Genomic DNA, 17,550 nt, shown 5'->3' with positions numbered 1-17,550 from the left:
CGCCCTGCTCCGGTCCCATGCGGGGCCGCGGCCCTGCGCCGGTTACGCGCGCACCGGCTTCTTGCCGGCCCGCTTCGACAGTTTCGCAATCTTGTCTTCGTGCTTCGGCGAAGGCCACAGACCCTCCGAGCGGTACAGCATGATCAGCACCATTGCGAGTGCGTAGACCAGCTGACGGATCACTTCCGTGTCGACGACCTCATGGCCGAAGATCATGTGCTGCAGCGGGCCCATCGTCGAGCGCAGGAATTCCGGCAGCACGGCGAGCAGCACCGCGCCCAGAATCACGCCCGGAATATGGCCCATGCCGCCCAGCACCACGCAAGCGAGCACCACGATCGACTCCGGCAGTGTGAACGATTCCGGCGACACGAAGCCCTGGAATGCGCCGAACATCGCGCCCGACAGGCCGCCGAACGACGCGCCCATCGCGAACGCCAGCAGCTTCACGTTACGCGTGTTGATGCCCATGGCCTTGGCGGCGATTTCGTCTTCGCGGATCGCGGCCCATGCACGGCCGATACGCGAATGCTGCAAACGCGTACACACCCAGATCACCAGCAGCGCGGCCAGCACGAACAGGTAGTAGTACGAGTACACCGACGGGAACTGGATGCCGAACAGCGAATGCGTCTGCGAGAGGCTGAAGTCGCCCAGATGCACCGGCGCAATCGCCGTGATGCCCTTCGGGCCGTTCGTGATGTTCACCGGGCGGTCGAGGTTGTTCAGGAAGATCCGCACGATTTCCCCGAAGCCCAACGTCACAATGGCGAGGTAGTCGCCGCGCAGACGCAGCGTCGGTGCGCCGAGCAGCACGCCGAACAGCGCGGCAATTGCCATTGCGCACGGCACGATGATGAGGAACGGCACGTGCAGACCGTTCGGCGCCAACTGTGCAATCCACTCGAACTGCGTGGACAGATGCGGCGAGGACAGCAGTGCCGCGGTGTACGCACCGACGGCGTAGAACGCGATGTAGCCGAGGTCCAGCAGGCCGGCAAAGCCGACCACCACATTGAGGCCGAGCGCGAGCATCACGTAAAGCATCGCGAAGTCGAGCACGCGCACCCAGTAGTTGCCGCCGGCGCCGCCGATGATCATCGGCGCGGCGATCACGAACACAGCGGTGATGATGCCGACCGTCAGCGTCTTCGCCAGGTTGCGTTCGGGAATGAGCGTCGTGGACGGCTCGATCGGTTGGATTGAGGTCATTTGATTTACTCCTTGGCCTGGATCAAGCGCGATCCGCAACGCGTTCGCCGAGCAGACCCGACGGACGGAACACCAGCACGATGATCAGCACGATGAATGCAAACACGTCCTGATAGTTACTGCCGAACACACCACCGGTCAGATTGCCGATGTAACCGGCGCCCAACTGTTCGATCAGCCCCAGAATCACGCCGCCGACCATCGCGCCGCCGAGGTTGCCGATGCCGCCCAGCACCGCCGCGGTAAAGGCCTTCAGACCTGGGATGAAGCCCATGTAGAAGTGCGCGTTGCCGTATTCGGACGCGATCATCACGCCGGCAAGCGCTGCAAGCGCCGAGCCGATCATGAAGGTGGCCGAGATCACGAAGTTCGGGTTCACGCCCATCAGCGAGGCGACGCCCGGGTTCTCGGCAATCGCGCGCATTGCGCGGCCGAGCTTGGTCTTGTGCACGAGGAGCAGGAGGCCCGCCATCACGAGGAACGCGACGACGATGATGACGATTTCAGTCATCGAGATCACGGCGCCGGGCGTCGTGTCGGTGGCCTTGATCACGTTCAGCGGATCGGTGGGCAGGAGCTGCGGGAACGGCAGCGGATTGCGCGACCAGATCATCATGGCCAGCGTCTGCAGCAGGATCGACACGCCGATCGCAGTGATCAGCGGCGCGAGACGCGGCGCCTTGCGCAACGGCCGGTAGGCCACGCGCTCGATCGTGTAGCCGACTACCGCGCAAACCACGGCGGCAATCGCCAGCGCGATGCACAGCGTCGGCACGTTGCCCAAGCCGGGGAAGTGGTTCTGCAGCACGCCTATGGCGGACAGCGCAACCATCGCGCCGACCATCAACACATCGCCGTGAGCGAAGTTGATGATGCCGAGAATGCCGTAAACCATCGTATAGCCCAGTGCGATGATGGCATAAACGCTGCCAAGCACCAGTCCGTTTAGGATCTGCTGGATGAAGATATCCATTTAATGCTCCTTAGCCCGTGCGACTGGATTCGCGTTCTTCATCAGCCGGTGGGCGGTGATGCATCACGGAATCTCAACGGCACTGCGGGTACTGATGTAAAAGACCGGTAAGGGTTTATCTGCCGCCGGTTTGCCACGACGACTGGGTCACAGTCGCTGGCTCGCCTGCGGCGGATGCAAAAACGGCACCGTTGGATGGTTCGGTGCCGTCAGGCTGAACGTCCCGTCATTACATCTTCACGACGTCGAGAACCGCTTTCTTGCCGTCCTTGAAGTCGTAAAGCGTAATGGCGCCCTCTTTCAAATCACCCTTGTCGTCGAACGCGATGCGGCCGATTACCCCGTTGTAATCGGTGGACGGCATCGCAGCCAGCACCTTGGGCGCCTCGATCGAATTAGCGCGCTTCATTGCATCGACAATCACGTACACAGCGTCATACGTGAACGGTGCGTAAATCTGCACCGGCGTGTGGAAGCGGTCGACGTACTTCTTTTCGAAGTCCGCTCCCCTGTCCATTTTCGAAAGCGCAAGTCCCGCTTCCGAACAGACCAGGTTTTGCACGGCGGGTCCCGCCAGCTCACCTACCTTGTCGGTACACACGCCGTCGCCGCCAAGGATTTTTGCCCTGATACCGAGCGCCGCCGCCTGTTTGGCAAACGGCCCGCCCGTTGCGTCCATGCCGCCGAACATGATTGCGTCGGGATGAACACTCTTGATCTTCGTGAGGATGGCCCGGAAATCCGTGGCCCGGTCGTTCGTCGCTTCACGCGCGACGATCTTCGCCCCGTTCGCCTCGACGGTCTTCGCGAATTCTTCCGCGAGCCCCTTACCGTAGGCGGTTGCATCGTCCACTACGGCGATGCGTTTGGCGCCCAGCGCCTTCGTCGCGTAATTGGCGAGCGCCGGACCCTGCTGCGCGTCGGTCGCGACGACACGGTAGGTCGTCTTGAAGCCCTGCTGCGTGTACGCGGGGTTGGTCGACGACGGCGAGATCTGCACGATGCTCGCATCGCTATAAATCTTCGAAGCCGGAATCGACACGCCGGAATTGAGATGACCGACGACCGCCACCACGTGGTCGTCCACCAGCTTCTGCGCGACCGCGGTACCCGCTTTCGGGTCCGCCGCGTCGTCCTGCGCGTCCAGTTGCAGGTCAATCTTGTGACCGTCGATTGTCAGGCCCTGGGCATTGATTTCCTCGACCGCGAGACGCGCGCCGTTTTCATTGTCCTTGCCCAGATGCGCAATGCCGCCCGTCAGCGGGGCTGCATGGCCGATCTTCACGACAATCGCCTCACTTGCCGGCGCCGCGGACGCCGCCGCCGTCGCCGATGCGCCTGCTCCCGCCTCGCCATCCTGTTTTTTGCCGCACGCGGTCAACATCGCAACCGCGGCCGCGATGGACACGGCGTAAGCAAACTTGACTCGCATTAAATAGGTCTCCCGCCCTTGCTAAATCTCGTGTTCGAAAGACCCTAAGGCCTTGAGAACGCGCGCATTGTAACTCCAATTTTGCGACGGGCAATATTGTTGAACCGGCAGGGTTTTCCTGCATTGCAACCGTATTTTGAGACCGCCGCCAAGCAACGGGCGCAACCTGGTTGCGACTCATTTTCGTGCATCAGTTGCACCAGCGCAGTGGCCCGTTACATCAAGTGTTGCAGTCGGATCGCGTCGCGCCCGACCGGAGCGTGCTTCGCGTCAATTTGGGGGCTAACGGAGGCACGCGTCGTCCCGCACCATGTTAGTGCGTCAAAAAAGTTTTCAGTACGATTACGTTCGAAAAAACGGGGCCGCATCCAACCAAAGTGAATTGAGTGTCAGATCGAATTCCAAAAAAGAATCGGCTGAGGCGGTGAAAAAAGTTTGCACCGGCTCGATGTGTCACCGTTTTTCGTCGGCGATACCCGAAGCTCGAATCAAAAAAAAGCGCGCCCGAAGGCGCGCTTTTCGCTGATTGCTTTGGCCGATTCAGGCAGGCAAACCCAAGCCGCGCGGCAGCGGGAACGCGATGTTCTCCTCGATGCCCTCGAGCGCGCGCACATTGCGCACGCCCAACTCGCGCAAACGGGCAATAACCGCCTGCGCCAGCACTTCGGGAGCCGACGCGCCGGCGGTCACGCCGATCCGGCGCTTGCCCTCAACCCAGACCGGATCGATCTGGTCGGGCGAGTCCACCATATAGGCCGGCACGCCGAGCTTTTCCGCCAGCTCGCGCAGCCGGTTCGAATTCGAACTGTTCGGGCTGCCGACCACGATCACTACGTCGCACTGCGGCGCCATGAATTTGACTGCGTCCTGCCGATTCTGCGTGGCGTAACAGATATCCTGCTTTTTCGGCTCGCGAATGGACGGATATTTGGCCTTCAGCGCGCGGATGATCTCCGCTGCGTCGTCTACCGACAGCGTGGTCTGCGTGACGAACGCAATCCGCTCCGGGTCGGCGAGCTGAAGCGCCTGCACGTCTTCAATGTCTTCGACCAGATGCATGCCTTCGCCCGCCTGGCCCATCGTGCCTTCCACTTCAGGGTGACCCTTGTGGCCGATCATGACGATGTCGAAGCCGTCCTGGCGCATCTTGGCGACTTCAATATGGACTTTGGTCACGAGCGGACAGGTCGCGTCGTACACGCGCAGCCCGCGCGACTCCGCCTCGCTGCGCACCGCTTTCGACACGCCGTGGGCGCTGAAGATAACCGTGTTGCCGGGCGGCACTTCTTCCAGCCGCTCGATGAAAATTGCGCCCTTCTTGCGCAGATCTTCGACGACGTACGCGTTATGGACGATCTCGTGACGCACGTAAATCGGCGAGCCGTGCAGCTTGATGGCGCGCTCGACGATTTCGATAGCCCGATCGACGCCGGCACAGAACCCGCGCGGCTGCGCCAGCAGGATCTCGGTTTCGGCTAGGGTCGTATCCGCGATGCTCATGTTTACAGAATCCCGATGATTTTCACTTCGAACGCCAGCGCCTGACCGGCAAGCGGGTGGTTGAAATCGAACAGGGCCGACGTTTCGTTCACTTCTTTCAGAACGCCGGCGTAGCGGCCGCCGCCCGGCGCGTTGAATTCGACCAGGTCGCCCGGCGAAAAATCCTCACCGATCATGCTGTTTTCGCGCAGCGTGGCGAGCGACACGCGCTGGATCAGCTCCGGATTGCGCGGACCGAACGCGACGCCCGGGGCTAGCTGAAAGGTCGAATGGTGCCCGACTTTCAAACCCAGCAGAATGTCTTCCAGCGGCGGCGCGAGCTGACCGGCGCCGAGCAGCAGCGTGGCGGGCTTGTCGTTGAAGGTGTTGATGACTTCGGCGCCATCGGCAAGGGAAAGCCGGTAGTGAAGCGTCACGTGTGAACCGGGCTTCACTTCGGAAATGTCGATGATGCTCATGCAGTGCTCGCTCAGTCGAAGCGCGCTCTCACGCGTGCGCCGCTGGCGCAGCCCGACGCGTGCGGCAAACCGTCGGCGTGCCGTGCGCAAAGCGTCTATTGTAAGCCACATGGCCGGCCTCGGCTTGCGTCCATCACGCGCACCGGGCCCGAACCCCAGCGGAGGAATTGTCTGTATATGTCTGATTATGCGTCCACAATCGACGAAGCAACGTTGGATTTCGCTCGTTCTCCGCCTGCTACTCGCGCTCAGGGTGCGTCTGAATGCTCTGAACCCTCAGAGGGCTCCGAGACAGCCGGGGCGCACGAGGTAAGCGAGACGCCTGAGGCACGCCGGGCGAGCAAATTGCAGAAATGGCGCAAGCACGACATGCCTCGCGAGAGGCTGATCGAGCAGGGTCCCGGCGTGCTGTCGGATCTCGAGATGATCGTGCTCGTGCTCGGCTCGGGCCTGCCGGGCCACGACGTGTTCAGCGTGGCGCGCGAGCTGCTCGACCGCTTCGGCTCGCTGCGGGCGATGCTCGACGCGACTTACGCGGATTTCGACGGCCTGCGCGGCATCGGCCCCGCGAAAAAAGCACAATTGCTCGCCATCATGGAAATGGCGCGCCGCTCGCTCGTCGACAAAATGCGCCGGCGTTCGCTGATGAATTCGCCCGAGGTCGTCGAAAATTACCTGCGGCTTCTGATTCGCGGCCGGCCGCAGGAGGTGTTCGTCTCGCTATTCCTGGACGCCCGGCATCGGTTGATTCGCAGCGAGGAGAGCGCGCGCGGCACGCTTACGCGCATGGCCGTGTATCCGCGCGAGATCGTGCGGCGGGCGCTCGCGCTCAACGCGGCGAGCCTGATCGTCGCGCACAATCATCCTTCCGGGGCCGTGCAGCCGAGCGCGAGCGACTGCAGCCTGACGCGCTCGCTGCGCGAGGCGCTCGCGCTGATCGACGTGCAACTGGTCGATCACCTGGTCATTGGCGCAGAAGGCGTGTACTCGTTCGCCCGCGCCGGCTGGCCGTGAACTTGCGGGATCGGCCGCCTGCCGGCGGTGTTCGGGCCGCATCGGGAAAGCGTGAACCCGGCCGTAAATGGCCTGGGGGCGCGTCTTGTCGCCGCAAATAAGGTTTGATTTTGCGGCCTTTTTCCTGCTAGAATTCCGGTTTGCCTATTTCCAACCCCCTGTTCCGAAGCCACCAAGGCGTTCCGGAAAGGATACGTGCCTGATTTCAGCGCGACTCTTTTCGGGAAACTTTCACGGCGTTCGAACTCAGAATTAGCGTATTAGGAGTGCTCTCATGGCACGCGTATGCCAAGTAACTGGGAAAGCGCCGATGAGCGGCAACAACGTTTCCCACGCGAATAACAAAACCAAGCGCCGGTTCCTGCCGAACCTGCAAAGCCGCCGTATTTGGGTGGAAAGCGAAAACCGTTGGGTGCGTCTGCGTATTTCGAACGCCGGCCTGCGCCTGATCGACAAGAACGGTATCGACGCTGTGCTCGCAGATCTGCGCGCACGCGGTGAAGCCTAAGGAGTAAATCATGGCGAAAGGCGCACGCGACAAGATCAAGCTGGAATCGACCGCAGGCACGGGTCACTTCTACACGACCACGAAGAACAAACGCAACATGCCGGAAAAGATGCTGATCAAGAAGTTTGATCCGGTCGTCCGCAAGCACGTTGAGTACAAGGAAACCAAGATCAAGTAAGTCTTGGATCTCCTGCCTTTTGACGAAGGCAAAGACATGTGCAAAAAGCCTCGCATCAGTGCGGGGCTTTTTTGTTTGTGCTTTCTTTCTGACCGGGCCGTCCCTTTCCGGGCAGGGTTTTCCTTTTTGGGCGCCCCATTTTTCGCGGGCCGTTCGCCCGACAAACCATCCGCGTGACCGCTCTCTTCGCGCTGACATAGTCCTATACCACCCGGCCAGCTTTCCCTCCACCGCCGCGGCGCGTATCCTTTCTCGTTTTAGCAGTGTGTGAATCGCGCGCTGGCACAGCAAAACGAAAGACGGAGATGCAAGCAATGGAATTCGATGTGGCGATTGTCGGTAGCGGTCTGGCGGGCCTGAGCGTCGCGCTCAATCTCGCAGAGACGCGGCGGGTTGCGGTGATCGCCAAGCGGTCGATGACCGAAGGCGCGAGCGACTGGGCGCAAGGCGGCATTGCCGCGGTGCTCGATTCCGCAGACAGCGTCGAAAATCACGTGCGCGATACGCTCATTGCAGGCGGCGGCCTGTGCGACGAAGCGGCGACACGTTTCATCGTCGAAAACGGGCGTGCCGCCATTGAATGGCTGATCGAGCAAGGCGTACCGTTCACAAGGGACGACGCTGCGGAACTCGGCTTTCACCTCACTCGCGAAGGCGGTCATAGCCACCGGCGCATCATTCATGCGGCCGACGCAACCGGCCACGCGGTAGTCACCACGCTGAGCGAGCGGGTGCGTCGGCATCCGAACATCACGCTACTCGAAGATCACTACGCGATCGACCTGATCACGTCCGACCGGCTCGGACTGCCGGGCCGCCGTTGCCACGGCCTTTATGCGCTCGACGTGCAACGCAGCCGCACCGTCACCATTGAAGCGCCGCACACTGTGCTCGCCACCGGCGGCGCCGGCAAAGTCTATCTCTACACCACGAACCCGGACACGGCGACGGGCGACGGCATCGCCATGGCGTGGCGCGCGGGCTGCCGCGTCTCGAACATGGAGTTCATCCAGTTCCACCCGACCTGCCTGTTTCATCCGTACGCGAAGTCGTTCCTGATCTCAGAAGCCGTGCGCGGGGAAGGCGGCCTGCTGAAGCTGCCGGACGGCACGCGCTTCATGCCGAATCACGATGAACGCGCCGAACTGGCGCCGCGCGACATCGTCGCTCGCGCAATCGACTTCGAGATCAAGAAACGCGGCATTGATTGCGTGTATCTGGACATCAGCCATCAGCCCGCGGACTTTCTTCGCGAGCATTTTCCGACCATCCTCGCGCGCTGCCTCGAGTTCGGCATCGACATCACCAAGGAACCCATTCCGGTCGTGCCGGCGGCGCACTACACGTGCGGCGGCGTGGTCACCGACCTCGCGGGCCGCACCGACCTCGCGGGTCTCTATGCAGTCGGCGAAACATCGTGCACCGGGCTGCACGGTGCCAACCGCCTCGCCAGCAATTCGCTGCTGGAGTGTCTCGTGATTGGCCGTTCGGCCGCCCACGCCATGGAACAAGAAGGCTTTAGCGGCGCAGTTCACGCGCCATTGCCGGATTGGGACGAAAGCCGCGTGTCGGACCCGGACGAGGAAGTGGTGGTCGCCCACAACTGGGACGAGCTTCGCCGGCTCATGTGGAACTACGTCGGCATTGTGCGAACGGACAAACGGCTCGCCCGCGCGCGGCACCGGCTCGCCCTATTGCGCGAGGAAATCCACGAGTACTACGCGAACTTCAAAGTGAGCCGCGACCTGCTCGAGTTGCGCAATCTGGTGGACGTGGCTTCGTTGATTGTCGACGGCGCCCGCTCCCGGCGCGAGAGCCGCGGCCTTCACTTCAGCCGCGACTGGCCAGCAACCTTGCCCAAAGCGTTGCCGACGGTGCTCTCGCCCGAGCATGTGCGGAACCGGAACGTTTGAGCCGAGCGGGCGTGGGCGGGCAGGTGCCGGAGGGCGTCGCGCCTGGCGTGGCGCTTGGCGTTGTGCCCGCAGGCATCCGTTCGCGGCGTGTCGACGGCGGCGGACAACGCAGGTACAAACAGAAACGCCATTGCAGCCCGCCCGGGCCGCAATGGCGTTAGCTAAACCGCGCGGCGCAGCAAACCCGCGTCAGACGATCCGCAACGAGTAATCGGTCGCGCGCACATCTTTCGTCAGCGCCCCGATGGATACACGGTCAACGCCCGTCTCCGCAATCGTCTTGACCGTATCGAAGTTCACGCCGCCCGACACCTCGAGCACCGCACGTCCAGCGGTGATGCGGACGGCTTCACGCATTGCGTCGAACGTGAAATTGTCGAGCAGAACGGATTGCGCGCGATGCGCAAGCGCGGTTTCCAATTGCTCCAGCGTCTCGACCTCGATCTGTATCGGCACGCCGGCGTTCAGTGCCAACGCTGCGTCCATGGCGGCACCCACTCCGCCCGCGGCGGCGATGTGGTTTTCCTTGATCAGAATGCCATCGTACAAAGCGAGCCGTTGGTTCGCACCGCCGCCCACGCGCACCGCGTACTTCTGCGCGAGCCGCAAACCTGGCAAAGTCTTGCGCGTGTCCAGAATGCGCGTGCGCGTATGGGAAATTGCGTCGACGTAGCGGCGCGTGGCAGTCGCCACGCCGGAGAGCAACTGCAGGAAGTTGAGCGCGTTGCGTTCGGCTGTAAGCAGCGCGCGGACCGGCCCGCGTAGTTCGCACACCGGCGTGTCCGCCGACATCCGGTCGCCTTCGCGATAACACCATTGGACTTCGATGCGCGGATCCACCTCGCGCAACACGGCATTGAACCAGGGCACGCCGCACAGCACTGCGTCCTCGCGAACGATTACGCGTGCGTCGCGCACTTCGTCCGCAGGGACAAGGCGGCCGGTCTGATCGCCGCTGCCAATGTCTTCGGCAAGCGCGTCCGCCACGTTGCGCGCGAGCGCAGCGTCGAACGCCGCGCCATACTGCGAGCGGATTTCGGCGAACAGCGGCGATACGGCGTCGGCCGGGCTATAAGCGGCGGATCGGCCTGCTGCTGAGCTTTGCGCAACCGCGTTCATCAAGCCGCCCCCACGTTCGAATACAACTGCGCGTCGCGCGCCAGGTCGCCGCTTGCCCGCACGCGCTTTTTGTGACGTGCCGCGAAGTCCAGCATCCGGTCAATCGGCACGCGCGCCCGCTCGCCAATAGCACGGTCGACGAAAATCTCATTGTGGCCACGCTCGAGCACATCCGCCAGGTTCGCAAGACCGTTCATGGCCATCCACGGACAGTGCGCGCAGCTCTTGCACGTGGCGCTATTGCCGGCCGTGGGCGCGGCGATCAGCGTCTTGCCCGGCGCGGCGAGCTGCATCTTGTGCAGAATGCCCAGGTCCGTGGCCACGATGAAATGCGTCGCATCGAGCGTGCGTGCGGCGTCGATCAACTGAGTGGTGGAACCAACGACATCGGCAAGCGCCACCACGTTGGCTGGCGACTCCGGGTGCACGAGGACTTTCGCACCCGGATACTCCGCGCGCAGCAAGTCCAGTTCGATGCCTTTGAATTCGTCGTGCACGAGACACGAACCCTGCCACAACAGCATGTCGGCACCGGTCTTCTTCTGGATATAAGCGCCCAGGTGTCTGTCTGGCGCCCAGATGATTTTCTCGCCGCGCGCGTGCAGGTCGGCGACGATCTCCAGTCCGATGGAGGAAGTCACCATCCAGTCTGCGCGAGCCTTCACCGCGGCACTGGTATTTGCGTACACCACCACCGTGCGGTCCGGGTGGGCGTCGCAGAAAGCCGAAAACTCATCTGCCGGGCAACCGAGGTCGAGCGAACACGTCGCGTCGAGATCGGGCATCAAAATGCGCTTGTCGGGACTCAGGATCTTCGCGGTCTCGCCCATGAAGCGCACGCCTGCAACGACCAGCGTCTGCGCGTCGTGATCGCGCCCGAAGCGCGCCATTTCCAGCGAATCGGCCACGCAGCCGCCGGTTTCGTCGGCAAGCTCCTGCAATTCGGCATCGACATAGTAGTGCGCCACGAGCACAGCCTTCTCGCGCGCGAGCAATGCGCGGATGCGCTCCTTCAGCGCCACCCTCTGCTCCGCCGACGGCGTTTCGGGCACCTTCGCCCACGCCTGCCCGATCCCGCAGGAAGTGCCCTGCGCCTGCGGACGATCGTATTCGATCGTCTTGATCGCCTGCTGATCCATAGTTTCCTCTGCCTTCGCTTTGCTGCCGCCGACTACCCTCGTGTCATGCTGCATTTTCGGCGGCCCAAAAAGCAAAACCCCGCCAACGCGGGGTTTTGTGACGTAACGAAATTTTAATGGATTTCGTGATCAAGCATAACGGCGCAGTCGCATCGCGAATTCCTGCAGCGCCTTGATGCCGCTCGCCTCGGCGCGGTGGCACCAGTCCTGCAATTGAACCAGCAACTGATCGCGCGACGCATTCGAGCGCTCCCACATTGCCGCGAGTTCATTGCGCATGTCGATGTACGTCTTGAGCTTCTGGCTGTTCGCGAAAATTTGCGGCAGCAGACGTTTCTGCGGCTCGTCGAGGCCCGCTTCTTCCTTGTGGAACCAGCTGCGCGCGCCACGCATGAGCTGGTATTTCTCGCGCGCGCCGACTTCCTTCAGATGCGCGAGCTCCTGACGGTAGGCGCGCTTGAGCGCCTTGCCATAACGGGCCATGACTTCGTAGCGGTTGGCGAGAACGGCCTGCAGCGTGTCCTGGTCGAGCACAAGCTTGCCAGTAGTCAGACGCGGCGTGGGCGCGACCTTCTTCACCTTCGCAAGGCGAAATGCCGACATGATACGGATGTACATCCAGCCAATGTCGAACTCGTACCACTTGTTCGACAGCTTGGCCGACGTCGCATACGTGTGGTGATTGTTATGCAGCTCTTCGCCGCCGATGATGATGCCCCACGGGAAGATGTTCGTGCTGGCGTCCGACGAATTGAAGTTGCGGTAGCCCCAGAAGTGCGCCAGACCATTGACCACGCCGGCAGCCCAGAACGGAATCCACACCATTTGCACGGCCCAGACGGTCAGGCCGACAACGCCGAACAGCGCGACGTTCAACACCATCATCAGGCTCACGCCGAGAATCGGGTATTTCGTGTAGACGTTGCGTTCCATCCAGTCGTTCGGCGTGCCGTGACTGAACTTGCGCATGGTTTCTTCGTTTTTCGCTTCGGCGCGATACAGTTCTGCGCCTTCCAGCAACACCTTCCAGATGCCGCGGGTTTGCGGGCTGTGCGGATCTTCTTCCGTCTCGCACTTGGCGTGGTGCTTACGGTGAATCGCCGCCCACTGGCCGGTCAGCATGCCGGTGGTCATCCACAGCCAGAAACGGAAAAAATGACTGACGACGGGGTGCAGCTCCAGCGCGCGGTGCGCCTGGCAGCGGTGCAGGTACACCGTCACACCGATGATGGTGACGTGCGTAACCGCGAGTGTGTAGAGCACAAGTTGCCACCACGAGAAGTGCATCAGGCCGTGGGCAAGGAAATCGAGCAAAGAATTCAACAAGGCAATTTACCTGTGGAACGAGAGACACGAGGCACGCGCGGACCGCGCGTGTCAAGAAAGTGAAAGCATACAGCGGGATTGGACGACATTCTACTGGAAGCGTTCCAAGTGTTTGTAACAAATAGGGATTTTTTGTGCGGCATCAACCGGCGATAGCGTCCGGCGAAGCAGTTTCGACCCGCCGCACGCCTGAAAGTGCCCTCAGAGCGCGTTGTTTGCCTGGTGGTCTGCGTCGTGGCCCGCTTGGTTTGCAGCAGTGCCGGTCATAGTTACCGATTGGGCCACCGGGTTACCGAGGTTCGCGATGGCGCCAGGCGTCCCGACGATGCGCACTTCGCGTTGCGCGAAGGGAATGGAAATGCCGTGCGCGGAAAACAGCTGCCAGATGTTGCGGTTGACCGCCGAGCGCACCGCCGACGTGCCGGTTGCGGCATCGGCGATCCAGAAACCGAGCTCGAGATTGATGCCGTCGGCGCCGAAGCCCACCAGGTAAGGGGTCGGCGCCGGGTCCGCCAGCACGCGCGGCACGTTCTCGGCGGCTTGCGCGAGCAGCGCCATGGCCTGCTCCACGTCGGCCGTATAGGCGATCTGCACGGCCGCCTTCGCATAGCCGCGCGTCAGGTAGGACGACTGGTTCTGCACCACGTCGGTAATCAGCTTTTCGTTCGGGATCAGCGTCTCTATGCCGTCCAGGCCGCGCACCACCGTGTAGCGGGTGCGGATCTGCGTGACCATGCCTTGCAGGCCGCTCACGTTTATCGTGTCGCCGATCCGCAAGGACCGGTCGATCAGGATGATGAAGCCCGACACATAGTTGCTCGCGATCTTCTGCAGCCCGAACCCGAGTCCCACGCCGAGCGCCCCGCCAAACACGCCCAGCACCGTAATGTCGATGCCGACGAGCGACAGGCTGATCAGCACCGCCGCCAGCACGAACGCCGCGCGGCCGACGCGCGCCACCACGACTTTCAGATTGGCGTCGAGCGTGGTGGCGCGCATGAGGCGGTCTTCGAACGCCGAGCCGAGCCACATTGCGACGATCATCGTCACGCACACCCACAAAAGGCCGGTGCAAAGCGACAGCAGCGTCATGTGTGCATTCGCGACGCGGAAATGCACGCTCGCCATCCACGCGATCACGTCGTCCTGAATGCCCATAACGGTCAGGACCATGCCGACCCAGACCAACAGCGAAACGATCTTTTCGACGAGGAAAAGCCACGGATGCGTCTCGCCGTCCTGGCTGAACACACGCCGCGCGAAGAAAAACACGATGTAGATCAGGCCGATGCCAAACAGCGGCACCAACGCGAGATCGAGTAGCGACGTGTGGATGAAGCGGCCCGCGATTGCGCGCGCGAGCCACACCAGCACTGCGCCGATCAGCGGGAAAAACGCGCGGTTCAGGCTTTCCGCGCCGAAGCGCAACGTTTGGTAGCGCGTCTGACGGCGCAAGTCGAGCGCCCTGCGCGCGAGGCGCGCGAAGAGCCAGGCCAGTGCGAGGGTCCCGACCAGCACGGCGACTTGCCAGAGCATCACAGGCTGGCCGAAGTCGCGCGCAAGATCGCCGAACAGATGAGCAAAGATACGGTTTTGCATGATGTCGCTGAAATGGCCGGCTCACAGCGGATGAGACCCGACGCGCCAGGCCGGCCCACAGACCTATGGAATTGCGTTCCGCCGCTTAGCTCTGCCGTTCGAGCACGGCGGCGAAAAAGCCGTCCGTCGCATGACGGTGCGGCCACAGCGACAGGTAATCGCCCATTTCAAGGTCGATGCGCTGGTCGGCCAGCACCTCGCGCGCCGGAACCAGCGCGAAATCGGGATGATCGGCAAGGAACTGCTGCACGACCGCTTCGTTTTCCGCTTCCAGAATCGAGCAGGTAGCGTAGACGAGCCGCCCGCCCTTCTTCACGAGCCGCGCGGCGCTCGCCAGAATCGACGCCTGCTTGGGCGCGAGTTCCGCGACCGACTCCGGCGACTGGCGCCATTTCAGATCCGGATTGCGGCGCAGCGTGCCCAAGCCGCTGCACGGCGCATCCACAAGCACGCGGTCGATCTTGCCGGCAAGGCGCTTGATTTTCGCGTCGTGTTCGCTGTCGATCAGCACCGGATTCACGTTCGACAAGCCGCTGCGCGCAAGGCGCGGCTTGAGCTTGGCGAGGCGCCGCTCCGAGATGTCGAACGCGTACAGGCGTCCGGTCGAGCGCATTGCCGCGCCGAGCGCGAGCGTCTTGCCGCCTGCGCCCGCGCAGAAGTCCACAATCATTTCACCGCGCTTGGGCGCGACCAGCGAGCACAGCAACTGGCTACCTTCGTCCTGCACCTCGAGCCAGCCCTGCTGGAACGCGTCGAGTTTGGTAAGCGGCGGCTTGCCGGCCACCCGCACGCCGAACGGCGCGAACGGCGTGGCGCCGGCTTCGATGCCCGCCTTCGAGAGCGCGCTCAACACTTCGTCGCGGCTCGCCTTGATCGCGTTGGCGCGCAGATCCAGCGGCGCCGGGTAATTGAGCGCGGCGGCCAGTTGCGCCAGCTCGGCGGCTTCGAAGCGTTTCGCGAGCGCCTGGTGGATCCAGTCGGGCAGGTTCAGGCGAATCCGCAGCGGCAGGCTTTCGGGGTCGATGGTCGCGACGTGGTCGAGCCACTTCGACTCCGCTTCCGACACGAACGGCTTGAGCGCGCTGCGGCCGGCCGTCTGCATCAGGCCGAGCAGCGCCATGCGGCGCGCCGGGCTGCCCGTGCCGCTTTCGGCCAGATGCGCGAACTCCATGCGCCGGCGCAGCACCGCGAACACCGCCTCGGCGATCACGCCGCGCTCGCCGTGGCCGAGCTTGGGATGCGCGCGGAAAAAGCGGCTGGTGGTGGCGTCGGCAGGGCCGTTCAGTCTTAAGACTTCGGCGAGCAACGTCTCAGTTTGTCCAATCAGGAAACCATGTAATCTCATGCGCCCTCTCCGGCGGTGTGACCGGCAAAGAGCCATTGCGGCTCCGGCGGCGTAAGCGTGACGCGCAGGCCGTCGAGCGCAACGCGCCCTTCGACGAACCAGCGCACCGCGCGTGGATAAATAATGTGTTCGGTGGCAAGCACGCGCTCGGCGAGCGTAGCGGGCGTGTCCCCTGCCACCACGGGCACCGCCGACTGCACGACGATCGGCCCGTGATCGAGCTGCGAGGTCACGAAATGCACGGACGCGCCGTGCACGCGCACGCCGGCGTCGAGCGCCTGCTGATGCGTTTTGAGACCCGGAAAGCTCGGCAACAGCGAAGGGTGCACGTTCAGCATGCGCCCCGCGTAACGGTCGACGAAACCGGCCGTCAGCACGCGCATGAAGCCGGCGAGCACGACGAGGTCCGGCGCAACGCTGTCGATCTGTTCGGCGAGCGCCGCGTCGAAGCGCTCGCGATCGGGAAACTGGCGGTGATCGACCACCGCCGTGGCAATGCCGTGCGACGCCGCGAACGCAAGGCCCGCGGCGTCAGGACGGTTGGCAATCACGGCGGCGACCTGCGCCGGCCAGCCTTCGTCGGCGCACGCGCGAACGATGGCTTCCATGTTGCTTCCCCGCCCTGAAATCAGGATGACGAGTTTTTTCATGCGCGGATTTTATCATTCGGGGGCAGCCAAACCGCGACGCGCCGCCGTGCGCGGCGCCGAGCGTTTATAATCGTTTGTTTTGCGGCACCCTGCCCGACCTACCCCGACGCGCTATCGTGAGAGTCTTCCGCGGTCTTCCCAACGCCGAGAGCCGTGCGCCCTGCGCACTGACCATCGGCAACTTCGACGGTGTCCACCGCGGCCATCAGGCTTTGCTCGCGCACGTGCGCGCTGCCGCGGACGCGCGCGGCCTGCCCGTCTGCGTGATGACTTTCGAGCCGCACCCGCGCGAATTCTTCAACCCGGCGGGCGCGCCGCCGCGCATCGCGATGCTGCGCGACAAGCTGGAGGCGCTGCGCACCAACGGCGTGGACCGGGTCGTCGTCGAGCACTTCAATCACACGTTCGCGAGCCAGTCGCCGGACGCGTTCGTCGAACGGATCATCGTCAACGGGCTGCACGCGCGCTGGGTAATGATCGGCGACGACTTCCGCTACGGCGCGCGCCGCGCCGGCGACTTCGCGTCGCTGAAAGCGGCGGGCCAGCAGTACGGTTTCGAAGTCGAGCAGATGGCCACGGTGGCCGATCCGTCCGGGGCGCGCATTTCCAGTTCGGGCGTGCGCGCGGCCTTGGTGGCGGGCGACCTGGACGCGGCGCGCGCCGCGCTCGGCCGCGACTATCTGATTAGCGGCCACGTCGTGCACGGCATGAAGCTCGGCCGCGATCTCGGCTTTCCGACGCTGAATCTGCCGATCGCGCACAAGCGCCCGGCGCTCGCGGGCATTTTCGTCGTGCGCGTGCATGGTGTGACCGACGAACCGCTGCCGGGCGTTGCGAGCCTGGGCCTGCGCCCCACCGTCGACGATTCGGGGCGCGTGCTGCTCGAAGTGCACCTGCTCGACTGGCACGGCGACGCATACGGCAAGCTGGTGCGCGTGGAATTCCTGAAAAAACTGCGCGACGAGGAAAAATACGTCGACCTGGAAACGCTCACCGCCGCCATTGCGCGCGACGTCGCCAACGCGCGCGCGTGGTTTGCGGCCGTCGGCGCGGGCACGCCGGGCAGCCGTTCCACCGGCTTCGCCACGTCGGCCACCGACCGAATTAGATAGCCGCCGCGGTCCCTGCGCGTTCAACACCGCATGGACCTTTGCTGCGCGCATCGAAAGGCGTCCGTGCAACCG

Annotated in this window: 16 protein-coding genes; 5 read left to right on the top strand and 11 right to left on the bottom strand. The window is 63.3% G+C overall.

The genetic code is table 11. The features are described from left to right. Positions 1 to 42: 42 nt before the first annotated feature. The 5 genes from JNB89_RS07295 to JNB89_RS07275 all read right to left on the bottom strand — a co-directional run bounded on the left by JNB89_RS07295 (position 43) and on the right by JNB89_RS07275 (position 5,575). The gene (locus tag JNB89_RS07295; RefSeq protein ID WP_220361777.1) at positions 43 to 1,212 is read right to left on the bottom strand and encodes an ABC transporter permease subunit; all 1,170 of its coding nucleotides are present in this window, start codon (positions 1,210 to 1,212) and stop codon (positions 43 to 45) included. A 22-nt stretch (positions 1,213 to 1,234) separates the two neighbouring features. Then, positions 1,235 to 2,185 carry a branched-chain amino acid ABC transporter permease gene (locus JNB89_RS07290; RefSeq protein WP_013340266.1) on the bottom strand — a complete coding sequence of 317 codons (951 nt, stop codon included), beginning with the start codon at positions 2,183 to 2,185 and terminating at the stop codon, positions 1,235 to 1,237. Positions 2,186 to 2,414: 229 nt separating this feature from the next. Next, entirely contained in the window at positions 2,415 to 3,617 is a 1,203-nt protein-coding gene (locus JNB89_RS07285; RefSeq protein WP_013340267.1) for a branched-chain amino acid ABC transporter substrate-binding protein, read from the bottom strand. A gap of 540 nt (positions 3,618 to 4,157) precedes the next feature. Beyond that, entirely contained in the window at positions 4,158 to 5,117 is a 960-nt protein-coding gene (gene ispH / locus JNB89_RS07280; protein WP_013340268.1) for a 4-hydroxy-3-methylbut-2-enyl diphosphate reductase, read from the bottom strand. Between the two features lie 2 nt (positions 5,118 to 5,119). Next, complete coding sequence (locus JNB89_RS07275) at positions 5,120 to 5,575, bottom strand: FKBP-type peptidyl-prolyl cis-trans isomerase (protein WP_025601268.1); 456 nt, start codon at positions 5,573 to 5,575, stop codon at positions 5,120 to 5,122. 177 nt (positions 5,576 to 5,752) lie between these two features. Here JNB89_RS07275 and radC point away from each other — a divergent pair, with 177 nt between their 5' ends. From radC to nadB, 4 genes are all read left to right on the top strand, one after another. Continuing rightward, positions 5,753 to 6,589: a RadC family protein gene (gene radC, locus JNB89_RS07270; RefSeq protein ID WP_220361776.1), complete on the top strand. Its 837-nt coding sequence runs from the start codon at positions 5,753 to 5,755 to the stop codon at positions 6,587 to 6,589. Between the two features lie 274 nt (positions 6,590 to 6,863). Then, positions 6,864 to 7,097: a 50S ribosomal protein L28 gene (gene rpmB / locus JNB89_RS07265; protein WP_006050117.1), complete on the top strand. Its 234-nt coding sequence runs from the start codon at positions 6,864 to 6,866 to the stop codon at positions 7,095 to 7,097. Between the two features lie 10 nt (positions 7,098 to 7,107). Then, positions 7,108 to 7,275 (top strand): 50S ribosomal protein L33, encoded by a 168-nt coding sequence (rpmG, locus tag JNB89_RS07260; RefSeq protein WP_007180630.1) that lies wholly within the window; start codon positions 7,108 to 7,110, stop codon positions 7,273 to 7,275. A gap of 314 nt (positions 7,276 to 7,589) precedes the next feature. Beyond that, positions 7,590 to 9,188, top strand: a complete 1,599-nt coding sequence (gene nadB, locus JNB89_RS07255) for an L-aspartate oxidase (RefSeq protein ID WP_220361775.1) — start codon at positions 7,590 to 7,592, stop codon at positions 9,186 to 9,188. Positions 9,189 to 9,377: 189 nt separating this feature from the next. Here nadB and nadC read toward each other — a convergent pair whose 3' ends face one another. From nadC to purN, 6 genes are all read right to left on the bottom strand, one after another. Beyond that, complete coding sequence (nadC, locus tag JNB89_RS07250) at positions 9,378 to 10,307, bottom strand: carboxylating nicotinate-nucleotide diphosphorylase (protein ID WP_013340272.1); 930 nt, start codon at positions 10,305 to 10,307, stop codon at positions 9,378 to 9,380. After that, positions 10,307 to 11,446, bottom strand: coding sequence for a quinolinate synthase NadA (gene nadA / locus JNB89_RS07245; RefSeq protein WP_135892913.1), 1,140 nt, complete (start codon positions 11,444 to 11,446; stop codon positions 10,307 to 10,309). Before nadA ends, nadC begins: the two co-directional genes overlap by 1 nt. Before the next feature lie 129 nt (positions 11,447 to 11,575). Continuing rightward, a complete protein-coding gene (locus JNB89_RS07240) occupies positions 11,576 to 12,772 on the bottom strand; it encodes a DesA family fatty acid desaturase (RefSeq protein ID WP_013340274.1) in 1,197 nt (398 codons plus the stop codon). 201 nt (positions 12,773 to 12,973) lie between these two features. After that, positions 12,974 to 14,371, bottom strand: a complete 1,398-nt coding sequence (locus tag JNB89_RS07235; protein WP_220361774.1) for a mechanosensitive ion channel family protein — start codon at positions 14,369 to 14,371, stop codon at positions 12,974 to 12,976. An 85-nt stretch (positions 14,372 to 14,456) separates the two neighbouring features. After that, complete coding sequence (locus tag JNB89_RS07230) at positions 14,457 to 15,716, bottom strand: RsmB/NOP family class I SAM-dependent RNA methyltransferase (RefSeq protein WP_220361773.1); 1,260 nt, start codon at positions 15,714 to 15,716, stop codon at positions 14,457 to 14,459. Then, positions 15,713 to 16,366: a phosphoribosylglycinamide formyltransferase gene (gene purN, locus JNB89_RS07225; protein ID WP_135892915.1), complete on the bottom strand. Its 654-nt coding sequence runs from the start codon at positions 16,364 to 16,366 to the stop codon at positions 15,713 to 15,715. Before purN ends, JNB89_RS07230 begins: the two co-directional genes overlap by 4 nt. A gap of 116 nt (positions 16,367 to 16,482) precedes the next feature. Here purN and JNB89_RS07220 point away from each other — a divergent pair, with 116 nt between their 5' ends. After that, positions 16,483 to 17,478, top strand: coding sequence for a bifunctional riboflavin kinase/FAD synthetase (locus tag JNB89_RS07220; RefSeq protein WP_013340278.1), 996 nt, complete (start codon positions 16,483 to 16,485; stop codon positions 17,476 to 17,478). The last annotated feature ends 72 nt before the right edge of the window (positions 17,479 to 17,550 follow it).

The sequence above is a fragment of the Paraburkholderia phenoliruptrix genome (assembly GCF_019511605.1).
GTDB classification, from domain to species: Bacteria; Pseudomonadota; Gammaproteobacteria; order Burkholderiales; family Burkholderiaceae; genus Paraburkholderia; species Paraburkholderia phenoliruptrix_A.
This window is presented reverse-complemented; position numbering and strand designations above follow the sequence as displayed.

Coding starts and splice junctions, on each gene's coding strand:
- JNB89_RS07295 (WP_220361777.1), bottom strand. CDS start 1,212: ATGACCTCAATCCAACCGATCGAGCCGTCCACGACGCTCATTCCCGAA.
- JNB89_RS07290 (WP_013340266.1), bottom strand. CDS start 2,185: ATGGATATCTTCATCCAGCAGATCCTAAACGGACTGGTGCTTGGCAGC.
- JNB89_RS07285 (WP_013340267.1), bottom strand. CDS start 3,617: ATGCGAGTCAAGTTTGCTTACGCCGTGTCCATCGCGGCCGCGGTTGCG.
- ispH (WP_013340268.1), bottom strand. CDS start 5,117: ATGAGCATCGCGGATACGACCCTAGCCGAAACCGAGATCCTGCTGGCG.
- JNB89_RS07275 (WP_025601268.1), bottom strand. CDS start 5,575: ATGAGCATCATCGACATTTCCGAAGTGAAGCCCGGTTCACACGTGACG.
- radC (WP_220361776.1), top strand. CDS start 5,753: ATGTCTGATTATGCGTCCACAATCGACGAAGCAACGTTGGATTTCGCT.
- rpmB (WP_006050117.1), top strand. CDS start 6,864: ATGGCACGCGTATGCCAAGTAACTGGGAAAGCGCCGATGAGCGGCAAC.
- rpmG (WP_007180630.1), top strand. CDS start 7,108: ATGGCGAAAGGCGCACGCGACAAGATCAAGCTGGAATCGACCGCAGGC.
- nadB (WP_220361775.1), top strand. CDS start 7,590: ATGGAATTCGATGTGGCGATTGTCGGTAGCGGTCTGGCGGGCCTGAGC.
- nadC (WP_013340272.1), bottom strand. CDS start 10,307: ATGAACGCGGTTGCGCAAAGCTCAGCAGCAGGCCGATCCGCCGCTTAT.
- nadA (WP_135892913.1), bottom strand. CDS start 11,446: ATGGATCAGCAGGCGATCAAGACGATCGAATACGATCGTCCGCAGGCG.
- JNB89_RS07235 (WP_220361774.1), bottom strand. CDS start 14,371: ATGCAAAACCGTATCTTTGCTCATCTGTTCGGCGATCTTGCGCGCGAC.
- JNB89_RS07230 (WP_220361773.1), bottom strand. CDS start 15,716: ATGAGATTACATGGTTTCCTGATTGGACAAACTGAGACGTTGCTCGCC.
- purN (WP_135892915.1), bottom strand. CDS start 16,366: ATGAAAAAACTCGTCATCCTGATTTCAGGGCGGGGAAGCAACATGGAA.